The sequence below is a fragment of the Acinetobacter colistiniresistens genome (assembly GCF_000413935.1).
Lineage (GTDB): Bacteria > Pseudomonadota > Gammaproteobacteria > Pseudomonadales > Moraxellaceae > Acinetobacter > Acinetobacter colistiniresistens.
This window is the reverse complement of record NZ_KE340377.1, coordinates 26,522-39,449: the sequence shown is the minus strand read 5'-3', so window position 1 is coordinate 39,449 and position 12,928 is coordinate 26,522. Positions and strand designations below refer to the sequence as shown.

Sequence of the window (12,928 nt, the reverse complement as noted above, 5' to 3'; positions counted from 1 at the left end):
TCAATTGGGCAGTGCAAACTTAACGGAGTCTTGCCAAGTTCTCATCGAATTTCACACTATGTCTTTGACGACCTGCATCTCGTTGATGTTCCAATAGAATTTTAACGCCTAAAAAAACCTATTTCGGCTATACTACGCCTCTGCTTTTTACTGTCCTGATTCATGCCTGATTTCTCATTTTCTGATGCACTGCTTACATGGTTCGACCAACATGGTCGTCACGACCTCCCGTGGCAAGTGGCCGATGATCCCTACAAAGTATGGGTCTCAGAAATCATGCTGCAACAGACGCAAGTCAAAACCGTATTACAGTATTTTGATCGTTTTATTGAACGCTTCCCAACCGTCGAAACCTTAGGTCAAGCCAGTTGGGATGATGTCGCGCCCTATTGGGCAGGTCTCGGTTACTACGCCCGTGCACGCAATCTGCACAAAGCAGCAGGCATTGTTAGCCAACAAGGTCACTTCCCTGAAACGCTAGAGCAATGGATCGAATTACCGGGCATTGGACGTTCCACGGCTGGGGCGCTCATGTCACTGGGCTTGCGCCAGTATGGTGTGATTATGGATGGCAACGTGAAACGTGTATTGGCTCGTTTTCTTGCCATCGAGGATGATCTATCGAAGCCCCAACATGAACGGGCACTCTGGCAAATTGCGGAAGATCTCTGCCCAAAAGAGCGCAATCATGATTATACCCAAGCAATTATGGACTTGGGTGCAACGGTATGCACCCCGAAAAAGCCACTATGTTTATATTGTCCCATGCAGCAACATTGTCAGGCCTATCAACAAGGTTTAGAACAGGAACTTCCATTCAAGAAAGCCAAGAAACCTGTTCCTGTGAAAACGGCGAATGTCCTCCTGATCCAGTCAGGTAATGAATGGTTGTGGCAGCAACGCGAAGCACAGGGTCTCTGGGGTGGCTTGTATTGCCTACCGATTATTGAGCAGGCAACCGAATTACAACAGATCGAACAGCACTTTAAACTCCAAGCTCAAGTATCATCTTTGCAGATTAGCCATAGCTTCACCCACTTTACTTGGTTACTGCATGAGAAACTGTTCCACGTGGAACACGATCAAAAAGAACAACTCAGTATCGAATTAAATGGCATATGGCTGAGTCCAGAAACCGCGATTGCCAAAGGCATTCCCACAGCCATGAAAAAATTGATGACAGCAAAACAGCAGGCCTGATGCCCGAAACGCTGTCATTCAAACGCAAGGAGTTTGTGTGCGTCATTCGATATCCTATACGGTTCTTGGTGTGTTGATCGTTTTAATTTCAGCATGTACCACGGCCCCAAAAAAACCAACACCTTTGCCAAATGAACAGGTGAATAAACTCAAAATGATGCGTTTAGACAGCCGCCTGCCTGTGCCAGTTAAAGGTGTAAGTCGAAACGAATTACGCGACACTTGGGGCGCTGCCCGCAGTCAAGGCCGTAGTCATGAAGGCATAGATATCATGGCAGCACGTGGTACGAAAGTGTATAGTGCAACCGAAGGCTTAGTTGCTGATTTACGTAATAATAATTTAGGTGGCAAAGTCATCTGGATCATGGGACCCTCAGGATCTTGGCACTATTATGCACATCTGGACGGGCATAAACGTGGTCTCAATGTCGGAGATTATGTCCGCAAAGGTGATCTGATCGGTTATGTGGGAAATACAGGTAATGCCCGCTATACCGCTCCACATTTACATTACGGTATTTATTTAAATGGCAAAGGGCGTGGTGCAGTCAACCCATACCCGTATTTACGTTAGGAAGCTACAATGTCAGAAGCATTGATTGAACGTCTGGTTGAATTTGCAGAGTCTGGAAATCAGCAAAAGATCATCATCAATGGTACCAGCTATCAGGGTTGGATCATGGAAATTACTGAAGATGCCTTGCTGATCAGTACCGGTTTTGCCGATAAATCAGGTAAAGACTTTTGGCTTAAATTTGCTGATTTAAACAGCGCAGAATTGTATTATTGGGATACTCGCCCAAATGAATGGGTGATATTCAAACTCTAATTCACTCTGTTCTAATAACAACAAGGAGCATCAAATATGACAACTCAACGCTGTGGCTGGTGCTCCGATGATCCTCTCTATATGGCTTACCATGATCAAGAATGGGGCAAGCCACAACATGATGAAACACACCTATTTGAGATGCTCTGTCTGGAAGGGCAACAAGCGGGTTTATCATGGATCACGGTGTTGAAAAAACGTGAACATTACCGTAAACATTTCTTTCAACATCCGATTGCCGAAGTTGCAGCACTCACCGATGATCAACTCGAACTCAAACTCAGCGATGCCGGTTTAATCCGTCATCTCGGGAAACTCAAAGCCATTCGGGATAATGCCATTGCTTGGCTGAAACTCAAAGATGACGTTGACGATGTTCCTGCTTGGCTATGGAGTTTTGTCGATCATCAAACCCCAAATAATGATGTGGTCAATTATCGTGATGCGCCTGCCCAGACCGAGATCAGCCAGAAATTATCCAAAACCTTAAAAAAACGTGGCTTTAAATTTGTAGGTCCCACCACCTGCTACGCCTTTATGCAAGCGGTCGGCATGGTCAATGACCATGAAAATAGTTGTCAGTTTAAATAACCAATCTTCATCGATTTTCCTTGAATGGGAGTTGTCATGAGTCAAAATCAAGTTCGAGCTTATGCTGCAATGCAGGCAGGTGAGCCACTGGTACCCTACCAATTTGACGCGGGTGAGTTAGCAGCCCATCAGGTTGAAGTCAAAGTCGAATATTGCGGACTGTGTCATTCTGATCTTTCCGTCATCAATAATGAATGGCAATCCTCGGTTTACCCTGCTGTTGCAGGTCATGAGATCATTGGTACCATCATTGCACTGGGGTCAGAAGCCAAGGGGCTTAAGCTCGGTCAACGCGTCGGTATTGGCTGGACTGCAGAAACCTGCCAAGCTTGCGATCCGTGTATCGGTGGCAATCAGGTGCTCTGTACGGGCGGAAAGATCTCGACCATTGTGGGTCATGCTGGTGGCTTTGCCGATAAAGTCCGTGCAGGCTGGCAGTGGGTCATTCCCCTACCTGAGGACTTAGATCCTGAAAGTGCAGGTCCACTGCTGTGTGGTGGTATTACGGTCTTTGATCCTTTGCTCAAACATAAAATTCAAGCCACGCATCATGTCGGCGTGATCGGTATTGGTGGTCTCGGTCATATTGCGATTAAATTGCTGAAAGCATGGGGCTGTGAAATTACCGCCTTTAGTTCGAGTCCAGACAAAACTGAAGAACTCAAAGCCATGGGCGCTGATCATGTGGTGAATAGTCGCGATGCACAAGCCATCAAGGCACAACGTGGCAAATTTGATTTATTACTCAGCACTGTCAATGTGACCTTGAACTGGCAAGCCTATCTGAATACCCTTGCACCAAAAGGTCGTCTCCATTTCCTTGGTGTAACTTTAGAACCGATCCCTGTTTCCGTGGGTGCAATCATGGGCGGCGCTAAATCTGTCACCTCATCACCAACGGGCTCACCGTTAGCACTGCGCCAACTTTTACAGTTTGCGGCACGAAAAAACATTGCCCCACAAATTGAGTTGTTCCCAATGTCACAACTGAATGCAGCCATTGAACGACTCCATTCAGGGCAAGCCCGTTATCGTATCGTGCTCAAAGCCGATTTCGATTAATTCAGCTGATTTCGTTATGGTCCGTCAATGCACCAATCGCTTGACGGATATTAGCCCAATCTTTTATTCAGTTCCGCCCCAGAGATATTCTCTGCAAAACAGTTAAAACGGCCTGTTTCCGCAATCGAGCTGGCTGCCTGAATAAAACTGTTCCATGCCGTCCGCGCCAATGCACTCCCGACACTGATTCGTCGAACGCCTAAGGATGCCAGTGTTTGCACACTCAGTTCACTGTCCCAAGCGATCAGAACATTGACGGGCTTGGGGGCCACAGCTTGCACCACCGCAACAATCTGTTCAGCTGTTTTGATACCAGGCGCATAAAGACAATCTGCACCCGCAGCAGCATAGGCTTTCAGTCGCGTAAGGGTATCCTCTAGATCAGGAACACCAACAAAGAAGTTTTCAGCGCGTCCGATCAGCATCACATCTTCACCACTTGCATCAATCGCTTGACGTGCGGCAGCTATCCGCGCAACCGCATCCTCAAGCTCTCGTAAGGGTTGTTCCATATTGCCGGTCGAGTCTTCAATCGAAATACCCGCAACACCCGTTGCGATTGCCATGTTGACGCTTTCAAACACGCCCTCAATGGTCTCGGCAAAACCACTTTCAAAATCTGCATTTACCGGCAGGTCGGTTGATTGAACCAGAGTGCGCAGATGAGTCAGTACCTCTGCGCGTGACAACTGCCCATCGGTCTTGCCACACGACCAAGCATAACCCGCACTGCTTGTTGCCAAGGCGTGATAACCGAGTTGCTGCAACATTTTTGCACTGCCCGCATCCCATGGATTAGGCAACACAAAACAGCCTGTCTGATGCAGGTCACGAAATATTTTTCTTTTCTCAGCAATTGTAGGTTGCATTGTTTTTATCCCTCTTTCATTCTGATGGTCGACTGGACCTTAATGCTCTAATGAACTCAAACTGGCCCGTGTCCACTGCGCTAACTTTTGAATGGCATGACGGATTTCTGCCGTTAATGCATGGCCTGCATTTAATCGAATAAAATGCTGATAACGACGGTCTTCGCCAAACACCTCGCCAGGTACAATATTGATCCCCTGTGCTTGCGCCATATAATAGAGCTCCAAACCCGTAGTACTTTCTGGTAGTTGCATCCATAAGGCATAGCCACCTTGTGACTGGCTCAGCGCAATCGGAATACCGTGGAAGCACTCTAGAATATAGGCTCGATACTGTTCCACCTGCTGCATCAACTTGGGTCTTAAGCGATCCAGATGCTCCCGATAACCACGACTGTAAATAAAATCTGCCAAGCCCAACTGTAGTGGTGTATTCACACCGACATTATTGGCCAAAAGCTGAGGACGTAAATGCTGTAACTGTCGCCCTAAACAGAACCATCCTACTCGATAGGCTGTTGATAATGATTTAGAGACCGAACCACACCAGATGACATAGCCTTCCTGATCCCAATAACGCACTGGCAAAGGCCGTTCTTTTTGGAAGCTACATTCGCCATAAATATCATCCTCCAAAATAAAGCATTGATATTTCTGTGCCAGTCGCGCGATCTGCTGTTTCTGTTCATTGCTGAGACAGTAGCCCAATGGGTTCTGGAAATTGGCGGTAAGCAAACACAGCTTGGCACTGCCCTGCTGCATAAAAAACTCTAAACGTTCCAGATCAATACCACGATGATCGGCAGGAATTTCGATAATGTTGCGCTTCAGGCTGGCCAACATTTGCAACTGACCATTAAAGGTCGGAGTTGGAAGCAAAATACTGTCGCCTTCTTGACTGATCTGTTGAATCAACAGCGATAAAGCGGGCATACAGCCATTGCTAATAAAAATATCTTCTGTCGCCACATAAATCCCATCTTCACGCCAATGATCGGACAAAGCTTGGCGCAGATGTTGATGTCCCTGTTTATTACAATATAAAAAATCTTCAGGTTGGCAGTGTTTGAGGGCACGTTGCAGAGAACGACGTAGACCATCCACAGGAATCAAATGAGGAGACAATTGAATTGCCCCCAAAGGCGTTAAATTGTGTTGAATTGAAGCGGTCTGAATCTGATTTTGCAAATCTAAATTTGAAACCCGCCGAGCTTTGGATTCAAACTGCGGGCTATCAGGAACAGCACTTTGATATTGTCTCGAATTAACGAAATAGCCTGATTTGGCTTTTACATAGATCAGTCCCTTGGCTTCTAGCAGTTCATAGCATTGCTGGGCAGTACTCAAACTAATGCTTTGCTGACGTGCAAATTCCCTTAAAGAACTTAACTTTTGTTGGGGCTGTAATTCATGCTGGTAAATTTTATGCGCCAGCTGTTCTGCTAAACGTTGATATTGGAAAGTCATCTCTGTACTGCTTTTTTATAAATTTCTGTATCTGTATTGGTTTATACAACACCGTTAAGCTATAAAAATCAACAGCCAAAGGATAAGATTATGAAAAATAATATTTTATTTATATTAAGTGCCATTTTATTTACAGGCTGCCATTTCACCGAACAAGCCACCTATCAGCAACAACAAGTGTGTAAATCACTCTCACAGGGCTATCTGCAAATTCAGAACCAACCGACCTATGAATTATGGAAAATGGAACAAGCTACAGCCCCAGCACACGCTCAGATCATCAAACTCACCTATAAAAAGCCCAATGAAAATGGCATAATGCTCTCAAGCACATTTCTGCCAACGGTCGAACTTGAATGTAAGCTACAGCAGCAACATATTGTGGTGTCAGTGATCCAAAAAGCAGGACTGTCAATTCCGGTGCTGAATGTACAACTGCAAAATGAAGCTATTGGCAAACCGAGAAGCCCTGACTTAGTTGCTCAGTCAAAAACTCAATAAATAAACGGACCCGTTTCGGCAAGTGCTCTTGCTGATAATACACCGCATGGATGCTTTGATAAGAATGTTCAATCTGGTCCTCAAACAATGCCTCAAGGCGCCCTTGTTTAATGTCCTGCCAAATCTCAAATTCAGACAGTCGAGCAATCCCCTGCCCACGTAAACAGAGTTGTCGCACGGTTTCACCACTTGAGGCTCTGACTTTAGGTTGTGCCTGAAAATATTCACCCTCAATTTTAATCGGCCAAGTGTTGATATAGGTAGGACGGGTAAAACCAATCAGATCATGTTCAGGTAATGCCTGAGGCTGTACGGGTTTGCCCTTACGCTTTAGATATTCAGGACTGGCAACGATATAGATCCGGCTTTTACACACCAATTTGGCGTGCAGGCTGGAATCATGTAATTCACCAAAACGAAATGCTACATCGGTTTTATGTTCCAGTAGATCAATCACCAAATCATTGCTATTCAACTCGATTTCAATATTGGGATAACACTGCCGAAACTTATGTACCAATGGCGTAATCACATGCAGAATAAACGGTGTGGCTGAGTCAATCCGAATCACCCCCGAAGTATCCTGATCTGATTTCTGTAATGCTTCTTCGGCCGCATTCAGATCACTGAGAATTTTACGGGCCTGTTGTAGAAACTGCTGACCCTCTTGGGTAAGTTTTAATTTGCGCGTGGTGCGTTCCAACAAAGTGACTTCGAGCTTGGATTCTAAACGGCTGAGTGAACGACTCAGCCCCGATGCGGTCTGCCCTAGTCGTTCGGCAGCGGCAATAAATGAACCTGTATCGACGATGGTCATAAAAGCAAGCAGTTCTTCTACCGTAGACTTCATTGCCACCCTCTCAATTATTGATATTTAGTCAACTGTATTTTGCAAATTCCTCTATTTTTTAGCAACAATAATCATCGCAAAATAGCAGCCATCCACAGAAAACGCTCCATTGAGCAATACAAGATTAGGTGAAAAATATGCGTATCCCTCAATTCGGTTTAGGTACTTTCCGTCTTAAAGATCAAGCAGTGATTGACTCAGTTAAAACCGCTCTGGAAGTGGGTTATCGTGCCATTGATACCGCACAGGTTTATGAAAACGAAGCAGCAGTAGGTCAAGCCATTGCTGAAAGTGGCGTCGCTCGTCAAGATCTGTTCCTCACCACAAAAATCTGGGTCGATAACTTTGCTGAAGACAAATTCATTCCCAGCTTAAAAGACAGCTTACAAAAACTTCGTACCGATGCTGTTGATCTGACCCTGATCCACTGGCCTGCGCCACAACTCGGTGTGTCCATCCCCAGTGTGATGCAATTGCTGTTAGAAGCGAAACAACAAGGTTTGACCCAGCAAATTGGTATCTCGAATTTCAATATTGCTTTGACTCAGCAAGCGATTGACAGCATTGGTGTAGAACACATTGCCACCAACCAAATTGAGTTAAGCCCGTATTTACAAAACCGCACCTTGGTCAATTTTTTAGGTGAACAAAATATTGATGTGACCTCATATATGACACTGGCCTATGGCAAAGTACTACATGATCCAACCTTATCGGAGATTGCAGCACAACATCAGGCAACCACCGCACAAGTGGCATTGGCTTGGGCCTTACAAAACGGTTTTGCTGTGATTCCATCATCCACAAAACGCGAAAACCTGATCAGCAACTTAAAAGCACAAGACTTAATTTTAAGTGCAGAGGAAATGCAGCTGATCGCTCAACTGGAACGTAATGGTCGAGAAGTGAGTCCTGAACCTTTTGCACCTGAATGGGACCAATAACATGAGCAGCCGCCTCAACCTTCCCTTGCTGGCACTTGCGATTGGTGCATTTGCCATTGGCACAACAGAGTTCTCGCCAATGGGGCTGTTGCCCAATATTGCCAATGATCTTGGGGTCTCGATCCCAAGTGCAGGCATGCTGATTACGGGTTATGCACTCGGCGTGATGCTCGGTGCGCCAATCATGACCCTATGGTTTGGTGGCTTTGCCCGTCGGAATGCCCTGATTCTGCTCATGGCAATCTTCACCCTTGGTAACCTGATCGCAGCCTTTGCACCCAACTATATGAGTTTGATGGGCGCTCGCCTGATTACCAGTCTGAATCACGGTGCCTTTTTCGGAATTGGCTCTGTGGTGGCTGCTAGTGTTGTTCCAGCAAATAAACAGGCCAGTGCGGTGGCCAGCATGTTTATGGGACTGACCATCGCCAATATTGGTGGCGTACCACTAGCAACATGGGTGGGACAAAATATTGGCTGGCGCATGTCTTTCCTTGCCATTTCTGTGCTCGGGGTCATTACCATGCTAGCACTCTGGAAAGCCCTACCCGTCGGTGCTGTGGGTCAAAAACCGAATGTGAAAATGGAACTCAAAGTTCTGACTCGCCTGCCTGTCGTTTTGGCATTACTGACCACGGTGTTTGGTGCCTCAGCCATGTTTACCTTGTACACCTATATCGCGCCAAGTCTGGTGGAGTTCACTCATGCTTCACCGACCTTTATCACCCTGATGTTGGTCTTGATCGGGATTGGTTTCTCAATCGGTAACCATTTCGGTGGCAAGTTTGCGGATGTATCCGTGAACAAAACCCTGATTGGCTTCCTGTTGTTGCTGATGAGCTTAATGCTGATTTTCCCAATCCTTGCTCAAACACAATTGGGGGCAGCGTTTGCTTTAGTGATCTGGGGAGCTGCAGCCTTCGCCATCGTTCCGCCATTACAAATGCGAGTGATGTCAGTTGCGCATGAGGCCTCTGGTCTTGCCTCTTCAGTCAATATCGGCGCCTTTAACCTCGGCAATGCCATTGGTGCAGCTGCAGGCGGTGCGGTGTTAAGTCTCGGCTTGAACTACGCAGCAGTCTCGATGATCGGCGCTATGTTGGCAGGTATCGGTCTGATCTTGCTTCTGATTCAAATCAAACTGGCGGCCAAATCCAGTGCGCAATTACAACAATGTCCGCAAGCTTAATCTTCCCCAAATAAAACAAAGCCTGATTAAAATCAGGCTTTGTTTTATTTTAATACATCCGGTAATTTCGGTTGCGCATAGATTGGATTATTGACTTCTTTTTTCATCTTCATCAGCATTTGATAGGGCTGCTGCTGCACAAACATATTCACAAAGCTCAATGGAATTGAACCCGCAGGATCGGCATAACCATTGGTGATGACTTTCACTTTATTATTGGCGAGTTTCTGGAAAGTCCAATCGCCTGCATACTTGGTTAAACGCACCACATCAGGCTGCTCAGGGTAGTTATTCTGAATGGCATTATTTTTGATACTGATACTGCCATCTGCATTTTTGCTCATTTTTCCTTTAATCACCACATCGCGGTCTTTTAAAGGAAAAGGGAAATCCAGCACCATATACAGGGTAAACTCACCCTTTTTATCATCTCGAGATAGCATCTGCACTTTACCGACATAAGGTACCCATTGTGGGGTACGCTCAACATCCAAGACCACAGCGACAGCGCGTTCTAAAGGCACATCAAAGGTGGTTTCAGCTTTATATTGAATAATCGGATTATTTTCGGCCTGATACGTCCAGACTTTAATATTATTACGGTTTAAACTCAGTTTGGCAGTGTCTGTCGCAGCACTTGCAGCCCAGCTGGTCACGCTTAGCAGTGTAGCAAGAACAATATGTTTTTTATTCATGTCATGCTCAATTGTTTTAATGATGGTAAGCGCCTGTCTCACTCTAACTGGAAACCAAGCTCAACAAGCGCTTTTATAGTAGCAAATCGTAGCGTTTTATACTTCAATCTCGTTAAAGCCTAGTACATCTTTCATATCATATTTACCTGCTTCTCGGCCCACCACCCATGCTGCTGCACGGACTGCACCTGAAGCAAAGTTCATACGGTTGGTGGCTTTGTGCGTGACTTCAACACGCTCACCTTCACCAATAAACATCACCGTATGTTCACCGACAATATCGCCACCACGGATGGTTTCAAAACCAATGGTTTGACGATCACGAGGGCCGGTATAGCCTTCACGACCATACACCGCCACTTCTTTTAAATTACGACCTAAGGTATCCGCAATCGCCTCGCCCATCATAAATGCAGTACCAGAAGGTGCATCGACTTTATGACGGTGGTGCGCTTCAATGATTTCAATATCCACCGTATCGCCAAACACTTTTGCAGCCAGTTCCAATAATTTAATCGAGACATTGACGCCGACCGAATAGTTGGCGGCATACACCACAGGGGTCTGGGTTGCGGTTTCGTCCAAGAATGCCTTTTGTTCATCTGACATGCCCGTAGTCCCAATCACCATAGCCACGCCCGCTTCACGGCATAACTTCAAGTGCTGTTCAGTGGCCACAGGTGCCGTGAAATCAATCACCACATCACAATCTTTTAGAACCTCACTCAAACTTCCCACGATCTTGACACCGATGTTACCGATCCCTGCAAGCTCACCTGCATCCGCACCCACCAAGCTGCTTTCAGGACGTTCAACAGCTGCTGCCAGTTGATAGCCTGCTTGTTGTACCGCCTGAATCAGAATGCGTCCCATGCGTCCGCCTGCACCCAAGATTCCAATGCGTGGAGAAGTTGACATAATTTTTCCCAGTCTTTTATTTAAACAATTGAGCTACTATAGCAAAACTCTTTGGCTGCGCTAAAAATTTCCCATAAAAAAACCTGCCGCAGCAGGTTTTTTATTGATGTCAATTAATCAAATAGGCGGTCAAAGAATGATTTTTTCTTTGGCGATGCAGCATGACCATCACCATCAAAAGACGCTTGCAGTTCTTTTAACAATTCACGTTGGCGACTGTTTAAGTTCACAGGCGTTTCCACTACGATACGGCAGAGTAAATCCCCAACCATACTGCTACGTACAGGGCGAACACCCTTACCACGTAGGCGGAATAACTTACCAGTTTGCGTTCCTTCAGGAATTTTTAAGCTGACACGACCATCAAGGGTCGGAATTTCAATTTCTTTCCCTAAAGCTGCATCTGCAATGCTGACTGGCACGTCCATATACAGATCTGCACCATCACGTTGGAAGACTTCGTGTTCACGAACCACCACTTCAACGTATAAATCACCGGCTTGACCATCACGAATCGCTTCACCTTTACCGGTTAAGCGTACGCGGTCACCATTGTCTACGCCTGCAGGAATAGTGACTTCAAGGGTTTGCTGACGGTCTGAAACGCCTGAACCATGACAGCTAGTGCATGGGTTCTTGATGATTTTACCTTGACCACGACAGGTGCTACAGGTCTGCTGAACCGAGAAGAAACCTTGTTGCATGCGCACTTGACCCGCACCATGACAGGTACGACAGGTTTCAACATCATTCGGATTTTTAGATCCCTTACCATCACAGGTTTCACATGGTGCTGGTGCAGTAAAGGTAATGGTTTTTTTCACCCCTTTGACCGCTTCTTCAAGCGTCAGTTCCATCACATAACGGAGGTCTGAACCACGGCGTTGACGTTGTTGCTGACGGCCACCGCCACCAAATGCACCACCAAAAATATCGCCAAACTGACTGAAAATGTCTTCTGCGCTAAAACCGCCGAAGCCACCACCTGCGCCGCCAAAGCCGCCTTCAAAGGCACTATGTCCAGCGCGGTCATACATGCTGCGCTTTTCTTCATCAGACAGCACTTCATACGCTTCTGCCGCTTCTTTGAACTTTTCTTCTGCTTCTGCGTTGTCCGGGTTACGGTCTGGATGATACTTCATCGCCAACTTACGATAGGCTTTTTTGATCTCATCATCACTTGCGGTTTTCGAAACGCCTAAAACCTCATAATAATCACGTTTAGCCATGGTTGGCGATGCTCCTCACGGAATTTATTTAAATCTAAAAAACAAATAGGCTCTGTCGACTTAAGAAATAAAAAAGTCAACAGAGCCTTAATAGGGACTGTACGATAAATTTACAAGGTCTATTGCAATAAAAAAGCAGAAAATTAAAAAACTGCTTTATTTTTGAAATACTTGGCAATACCTTTTAACCATGCATTCAATAAAAACAACCATGCAATCGAACTAAACACCACACCGGCAACCGTCATTGCGGTGACCCAGAGGATGCTGTTCCATGCGAAAAAGAACAGTGGAATAAACCATAGAGCTGCAAAGAACGCCATCACCAGAAATAACAGCACATTACGCATAATCCAGAGTGCATGCGCATGTATCCATACTTCGGCATTATCCACAATCGCAACTTTTCGTGCTAACAGGTATGCAAACGCAGCAAACACGATTGTAAATAATGCAAGAAACATGAACACATAAGAAATCGCCACATAGCGGCGATGCTGTTCAATACTGTCTTGCCCCATGCTCTATATCACCTCATTCACAGCACTAGGCAAAATTTGCCATACTATGAAATTCAATTATTT

Annotated in this window: 15 protein-coding genes; 8 read left to right on the top strand and 7 right to left on the bottom strand. The window is 45.8% G+C overall.

Annotation, left to right across the window (positions count from 1 at the left end; all coding sequences use genetic code 11):
* Window positions 1-162 precede the first annotated feature (162 nt).
* Genes mutY through ahr form a run of 5 tightly spaced genes read left to right on the top strand, consistent with a single transcriptional unit; the run spans window position 163 to window position 3,682 of the window.
* Complete coding sequence (gene mutY / locus F907_RS15610) at window positions 163-1,200, top strand: A/G-specific adenine glycosylase (RefSeq protein ID WP_005270136.1); 1,038 nt, start codon at window positions 163-165, stop codon at window positions 1,198-1,200.
* A 37-nt stretch (window positions 1,201-1,237) separates the two neighbouring features.
* Complete coding sequence (locus tag F907_RS15615) at window positions 1,238-1,774, top strand: M23 family metallopeptidase (protein ID WP_016651264.1); 537 nt, start codon at window positions 1,238-1,240, stop codon at window positions 1,772-1,774.
* A 9-nt stretch (window positions 1,775-1,783) separates the two neighbouring features.
* Window positions 1,784-2,029 (top strand): hypothetical protein, encoded by a 246-nt coding sequence (locus F907_RS15620; protein WP_005270132.1) that lies wholly within the window; start codon window positions 1,784-1,786, stop codon window positions 2,027-2,029.
* A gap of 36 nt (window positions 2,030-2,065) precedes the next feature.
* Window positions 2,066-2,620 carry a DNA-3-methyladenine glycosylase I gene (locus F907_RS15625; RefSeq protein ID WP_016651263.1) on the top strand — a complete coding sequence of 185 codons (555 nt, stop codon included), beginning with the start codon at window positions 2,066-2,068 and terminating at the stop codon, window positions 2,618-2,620.
* Between the two features lie 36 nt (window positions 2,621-2,656).
* Window positions 2,657-3,682: an NADPH-dependent aldehyde reductase Ahr gene (ahr, locus tag F907_RS15630; protein WP_005270129.1), complete on the top strand. Its 1,026-nt coding sequence runs from the start codon at window positions 2,657-2,659 to the stop codon at window positions 3,680-3,682.
* 50 nt (window positions 3,683-3,732) lie between these two features.
* Here the strand turns inward: ahr and F907_RS15635 are convergent, their stop codons facing one another.
* Window positions 3,733-4,551 carry an isocitrate lyase/PEP mutase family protein gene (locus F907_RS15635; RefSeq protein WP_016651262.1) on the bottom strand — a complete coding sequence of 273 codons (819 nt, stop codon included), beginning with the start codon at window positions 4,549-4,551 and terminating at the stop codon, window positions 3,733-3,735.
* A 39-nt stretch (window positions 4,552-4,590) separates the two neighbouring features.
* Window positions 4,591-6,018 (bottom strand): aminotransferase-like domain-containing protein, encoded by a 1,428-nt coding sequence (locus F907_RS15640; protein WP_016651261.1) that lies wholly within the window; start codon window positions 6,016-6,018, stop codon window positions 4,591-4,593.
* 90 nt (window positions 6,019-6,108) lie between these two features.
* On the opposite strand from F907_RS15640, the gene F907_RS15645 reads away from it, so the two are divergent.
* The gene (locus F907_RS15645; RefSeq protein ID WP_016651260.1) at window positions 6,109-6,519 is read left to right on the top strand and encodes a hypothetical protein; all 411 of its coding nucleotides are present in this window, start codon (window positions 6,109-6,111) and stop codon (window positions 6,517-6,519) included.
* Here the strand turns inward: F907_RS15645 and F907_RS15650 are convergent.
* The gene (locus F907_RS15650) at window positions 6,467-7,369 is read right to left on the bottom strand and encodes a LysR family transcriptional regulator (protein WP_016651259.1); all 903 of its coding nucleotides are present in this window, start codon (window positions 7,367-7,369) and stop codon (window positions 6,467-6,469) included. The two genes, F907_RS15645 and F907_RS15650, sit on opposite strands and share 53 nt — an antisense overlap.
* 137 nt (window positions 7,370-7,506) lie before the next feature.
* Between F907_RS15650 and dkgB the strand changes: the two genes are divergently transcribed.
* Both dkgB and F907_RS15660 read left to right on the top strand, forming a co-directional pair.
* Window positions 7,507-8,313 (top strand): 2,5-didehydrogluconate reductase DkgB, encoded by an 807-nt coding sequence (gene dkgB, locus F907_RS15655; RefSeq protein WP_016651258.1) that lies wholly within the window; start codon window positions 7,507-7,509, stop codon window positions 8,311-8,313.
* Between the two features lies 1 nt (window position 8,314).
* Window positions 8,315-9,502, top strand: a complete 1,188-nt coding sequence (locus F907_RS15660) for an MFS transporter (protein WP_016651257.1) — start codon at window positions 8,315-8,317, stop codon at window positions 9,500-9,502.
* Window positions 9,503-9,546: 44 nt separating this feature from the next.
* On the opposite strand, the gene F907_RS15665 is transcribed toward F907_RS15660, so the two are convergent.
* The 4 genes from F907_RS15665 to F907_RS15680 all read right to left on the bottom strand — a co-directional run bounded on the left by F907_RS15665 (window position 9,547) and on the right by F907_RS15680 (window position 12,865).
* Entirely contained in the window at window positions 9,547-10,197 is a 651-nt protein-coding gene (locus F907_RS15665; RefSeq protein WP_016651256.1) for an START domain-containing protein, read from the bottom strand.
* 96 nt (window positions 10,198-10,293) lie between these two features.
* Window positions 10,294-11,115 carry a 4-hydroxy-tetrahydrodipicolinate reductase gene (dapB, locus tag F907_RS15670; RefSeq protein ID WP_016651255.1) on the bottom strand — a complete coding sequence of 274 codons (822 nt, stop codon included), beginning with the start codon at window positions 11,113-11,115 and terminating at the stop codon, window positions 10,294-10,296.
* Between the two features lie 113 nt (window positions 11,116-11,228).
* A complete protein-coding gene (gene dnaJ, locus F907_RS15675) occupies window positions 11,229-12,344 on the bottom strand; it encodes a molecular chaperone DnaJ (RefSeq protein ID WP_016651254.1) in 1,116 nt (371 codons plus the stop codon).
* Between the two features lie 143 nt (window positions 12,345-12,487).
* The gene (locus F907_RS15680) at window positions 12,488-12,865 is read right to left on the bottom strand and encodes a hypothetical protein (RefSeq protein ID WP_016651253.1); all 378 of its coding nucleotides are present in this window, start codon (window positions 12,863-12,865) and stop codon (window positions 12,488-12,490) included.
* Window positions 12,866-12,928: the final 63 nt, after the last annotated feature.